Here is a 2,506-nt window from a genome sequence, read left to right as displayed (position 1 = left end):
GCTGGCGTGTAGCTCGGCTTTATGCGCAAATTTAGAGCGCGCGAACGACGCTAAAAATTTACCGCAATCGGGTAGCGAGAGCTCGATAAAAAATTCTAATTTTTGCGGCGAAAATTCTGAGCGAAATTTTAATTCGGACGCCGAGAATGCTACACGAAATTTCAATTCTGACGGCCAAAATTTCGCGCAAAATTTTAATCAGGACGGCGAGAATTTTACCTGCCGTGCGCAAAATCATGCAAATTTTACGTCTGAGCAAAATTCCGATTACGATAAAAATTTCAGTAGCGATTTGCGAAGCCAGGGCGACGGCTCAGGCGCGCGCGTGGAATTTTTAGGCGTAATCTTCGTGTCAAGCTCCAAGCGCCGCGTTAGCGTAGAAACAGCGCGCGAGATCGCACGCATCGCGCACGAAAACGGCGCAAAGTGCGTCGGAGTTTTTGCTTTGAGCTCGGAAGAACACAGCGTCGCCGCATGCGAAGATAAAATTTACGCGGGCACGAGCGGCGGCTTAAAATTTTACGAAAACGAGCGCGACGATTTGAGCGTAAATTTAAATGCAAACTACGCCGCGCCTGCTTCAGTAAAGGATCTGAATTCTGAAATTTTTGGCGCGGAAGTCCTAAGTGAGGAGCAAATTTTAAAAATTTGCGAGGCTTGCGAGCTGGACTGCGCTCAGATTTATGGACACATAAGCGCGGATTTCAAAGCGCGGCTTAACGCGGCAGGCATCGAAGCGTGGCAGGTGCTAAGCATTGGCGCCGAAATGCCGCCGCTTGAGGGTTTGAGCTGTGATCGGATCTTATTCGACGCCAAAGGGGCGAACCTAGGCGGCAACGGCGTGAGCTTCGACTGGGATCTGTTGCGGCGCGCAGGGCTTGGCTGCGAAGAGCGAGGTGGTGCGGCGCGCGATGAAAAAAACTGCGCGGGCAGCACGGCTCAAAGCATAGACGGCACAAAATGCAACTCGGCTAGCGGGCACTGCGATACGCAAAATAACGCAGCAAGTAACGAAAAATACTACGTAGCAGGCACAATGCAAGGCGCTGGCGACGCAAGGAGCCATCTTAAACATAGCGCGATCTGTAGCGGATATAGCGAGGGGAATTTAAAGCGCGACAAAAACGGCAGCTGCGGCAATTCTTGCACGGAGCATAGCGAAAACGGAAATTTGAAGCTCAAGAGGGTAAGCGACGTGTGCTGTGCTTCTAATAGTAATGAAGTGAGCGAATGCACACATGATATTGTTCGATCGAGCAATACGAAACAAGAAACGAACGCCGATCGTCGCGCCGAAAAAAATGACGATGAGTGCAAATTTAGTGCGTGTGCTACCGCTAGGCTGAGTGGTGTAAGACCCACAAGTGAAGGCGTCAATGATCAAGGCGCAAGCGACTATGAGGCGAGCGCGCCAAATATTTCAAATGACGGCGGCGAAGTAGGCAAGCTGGGTGCCACAAAAAATGATAATGCGGATAAACATAGCGCTGCTGCTAAAAACGGTGCGATCTCTTTCATTCTTGCAGGCGGCATCGGCGCGCAAAATATCCGTGAGGCACTCGCACTACACCCATACGCTATCGATCTAAACAGCCGCGTGGAGGACGCGCGAGGCATTAAAGATCAACAAAAGATAAGCGAAATTTTGCAAATTTTAAAAAATGCGCAAGGCTAATCTCTGCGTGCAAACTCGCGCGATAGTTATATCTAAATCAAGCGTGTATAAGGAGGAGTCAAATGCATAACGACGAAATTGCTAGGTTTGGTATAAGCAAAACGCGGTATGATAAAAATATAAAGGATTTCTTACAAAATAAAAATTGCGATAAGCAAAATTTGGCGGGTGGTGGGCTAAAATTTACGAGCGATGGCGGGCAAAATTCTATAAATGCCAGCGAACGAAATTTTACGAATGTCGTTGAACAAAAATCGCAAAGCGATTTCTCTTGCGCCGCTGATACACCCTCGCAAAATTTTAAAACTCAAACAAGAGATTACGACAAAGAGCCGATAATCATAAAAGATAATTCAATAGAGATGATTAAATTTTATTCGCCATTTCTGTATTTTCTTAATTTTATAGATTTTGGAACAAGGCAAGACTCGCCAAGATCCATTAAACGCTGGCTAGAACTTCCTGGTAAATTTGGCACCTGCTATATAAAATTTAAAAATTCAGTTATCGAATATTATTCCGAGAAAAAGAGAACGACCCTATACTCTATAAATTTATCCGAAATAATTGCGATAAAACGCACCTTTGGGCCATCCACTTTTAAAATGACGAAAAAAGGTAAAATTTCAACATTTTTTGTCGCGTTCGCGTGGATAATCCTTTTATCTTTGGTAGTAACTTTTAAAAATAAAATTTCTTATGGAATTTTAATTTTGCCAATCTCCTTATTTTCGGCGTTTGCGCCCTTAATCATATTTAGATTTAAGAAAAATTTGGGATTTGGCATAGGTAACGACAGCCTTATTTTTATGAGCAATGGTAATTATATCG

At 44.9% G+C, this 2,506-nt stretch carries 1 protein-coding gene and 1 pseudogene; both read left to right on the top strand.

The features are described 5' to 3' along the window. Positions 1–1,675 (top strand): annotated as a pseudogene (locus Q0277_RS03555) (hypothetical protein); the annotation flags it as partial. Positions 1,676–1,737: 62 nt separating this feature from the next. Continuing rightward, positions 1,738–2,506, top strand: a 769-nt coding sequence (locus Q0277_RS03550) for a hypothetical protein (protein ID WP_297995661.1), incomplete at its 3' end; no start/stop codon positions are given.

Source organism: uncultured Campylobacter sp. (assembly GCF_938030815.1).
Taxonomy (GTDB): domain Bacteria; phylum Campylobacterota; class Campylobacteria; order Campylobacterales; family Campylobacteraceae; genus Campylobacter_B.
Note: the sequence above shows the minus strand (reverse complement) of the source record. Positions and strands in the feature narration are given on the sequence as shown.